3 protein-coding genes are annotated in these 2,078 nt (G+C 41.2%); all 3 read right to left on the bottom strand.

Going from position 1 to position 2,078, the window contains the following annotated elements:
* Positions 1-1,314, bottom strand: a 1,314-nt coding sequence (gene tnpC, locus FC65_RS10340) for an IS66 family transposase (RefSeq protein WP_056972639.1), incomplete at its 3' end; no start/stop codon positions are given.
* Between the two features lie 134 nt (positions 1,315-1,448).
* Positions 1,449-1,826, bottom strand: a complete 378-nt coding sequence (tnpB, locus tag FC65_RS11960; protein ID WP_056972637.1) for an IS66 family insertion sequence element accessory protein TnpB — start codon at positions 1,824-1,826, stop codon at positions 1,449-1,451.
* The gene (locus FC65_RS10330; RefSeq protein WP_056972635.1) at positions 1,813-1,995 is read right to left on the bottom strand and encodes a hypothetical protein; all 183 of its coding nucleotides are present in this window, start codon (positions 1,993-1,995) and stop codon (positions 1,813-1,815) included. Before FC65_RS10330 ends, tnpB begins: the two co-directional genes overlap by 14 nt.
* Positions 1,996-2,078: the final 83 nt, after the last annotated feature.

Below are 2,078 nucleotides of genomic sequence, written 5' to 3'. Positions count from 1 at the left end.
CGATTTTACCGCCTGTTCACAAGTATTATTGGAAATATCGATCGCACCATATTGTAATAATTTATTGATGGCTTCCCTTTGTCCTAGTGCGTATGCGATAGCTTTCCCCAATAAGGACTTAGGTAGAGCAGCGCAAGTTGCCAAAGCCTGCCAAAATTTTTCGAACAAAGGCCTTAAAAACTCATTCCTTTTGTTTATTCTAGCAGAACTATTTAAACTGGCCCATTTCTTTTCTTGGTGGAAAATCTGATCCAGGATTTTTAGCGGACCTTTAGCGGCCTGACTGTATTTGGCTGCCTCAAAAAATTTACGGCGCACATGAGCTAAACAACCAACGCGGTCGGCACAATCTACTTTAGGGTAAACCTGATAACCATCACATTGTAAAACACCAGTAAAGCCACTGTATAAGGAACAAGCCGATTTTTCAGAACGATCGCGCCGATAGGCATAATAAATAGCTTGTAGTTTGTCTTTTTGGACCGTGCGTTGCACCCACATTCGTGATTCAGCCGTAGGCTTTTTCCCAGGTTCACGCAAAACCTTGACAACAGTTTCATCACCTTGTAAATAGGGACGTTGCAGCAATTTTTTATGTAGGAGATCATACAATGATCTTAGCTTATCTGCCCCCTGAATGACCCAAGCAGCTAAAGTCGGCTCACAGACATTCCACCCGAAACGACGCCAATCTTTTAATTGACGATAAAGAGGTGTCCCTAAAACGTATTTTTGATAGACGATATTCTCTAACAGAGTGGGGGTAGCCAGACTATGTGGGAATAAAGGCGTCGCTTTTTCGGCGCTAAAGAAAGCTGTCTGACCGTTATTTTGCGCCAGACAAGCAGCACAAGCACAAGCGTAGGTTGCAACGTATTCCTCGACCACCCATAATTCGGCTGGTTTGTAGTGCAGTTTTTTCCCTATAAATCTCTCTCCAACAACCTTAAGTGCTTGTCCGTAAGGACAAGTAGTTTCTTTGAGCCGTTTAATGTTTTTAACTATCTCTAAATCTTCTATTTGCTTTTGCCGTTTTTCCCGCTTTTTCGGTGACTTTTGGATCTTTTCTTGAGAACTTTCTGCGCTTTGTTTGTCAGTGTGCTCTGACCAGGTAAAAACACTGTCATCATCCCAAAGTGTCATTTGATTTTCGTTAACCGAGACAGTTTTTTCTGACTTAGTCCCGAATAATTTTGCCTGAAAAGACTTTAAAAGAGTTTCCAGTTCAGCAATCCGCTGTTCATTAGCCTTGTTTTGTTTACGGAGTTCTTCATTTTCAAGTGTTAATTTAGCAATCGTTTTTTGTTGATCCATTTAACTTCACCATTTTCTGATCAGCGATGCAGCTGATGTTTTCAAAAGTTAGCATAGCACGCTTTCAGCGTAATTGCATCCACAGATTTAAAACTGTGGATGAGCAAAAAAGATTTAGTTTTCCACAGGGAAAACTAAACCACATTGTTCTTTTGCTGCAGTCTTAAATGTGCTGGATCAAAGTCATGAATCGTCGCATCTATGGACCAGCCTTGTAGTAAACGGACTAATTGAGCGGGTTGAAGCTGCCGCATTTCAGCTTGGTTCCTCGGCCATTGAAGACGACCGTCTTCAAAACGCTTGTAAAGCAACAAAAAGCCATCTTTCTGCCACAGGAGTCCCTTAAAACGATCTTTGCGACTACCACAGAATAAAAATAAGGTACTCTGGTATGGATCCAAGGCGAATTGTTCGGTGATCACAGTAACTAAACCGTCAATTCCTTTGCGAAGGTCAGTTTTCCCAGTTGCCAAATAGATCCGGTCGAGCTGGGACAAATCAAGCATCGTCATGCGTAAACACCGCCTTCAAAAAAGCATCTAGGATATAATTATTGATCCGATTATAAATGACGACAGTCTTATTTTGATCTACACGCAACTGCATGGCTTTTTGCGGCTTATAATCTTTGTTTTTAAGCGCAGCCACCTTAACTTGCACGAATTCTGGTTTATCTTCCAAAAAATCACCTCTAGCTAATTGAATAAGGTAATAGTATAAGAATCAGCTTCTACTTGAAATCCGTCCAGTTGAACACTGCTTAC

The organism is Ligilactobacillus acidipiscis DSM 15836 (assembly GCF_001435755.1).
GTDB classification, from domain to species: domain Bacteria; phylum Bacillota; class Bacilli; order Lactobacillales; family Lactobacillaceae; genus Ligilactobacillus; species Ligilactobacillus acidipiscis.
Note: the sequence above shows the minus strand (reverse complement) of the source record. Positions and strands in the feature narration are given on the sequence as shown.

Bases quoted from the DNA above. Each gene is read 5' to 3' on its own strand.
- tnpB (WP_056972637.1), bottom strand. From the start codon at position 1,826: ATGACGATGCTTGATTTGTCCCAGCTCGACCGGATCTATTTGGCAACT.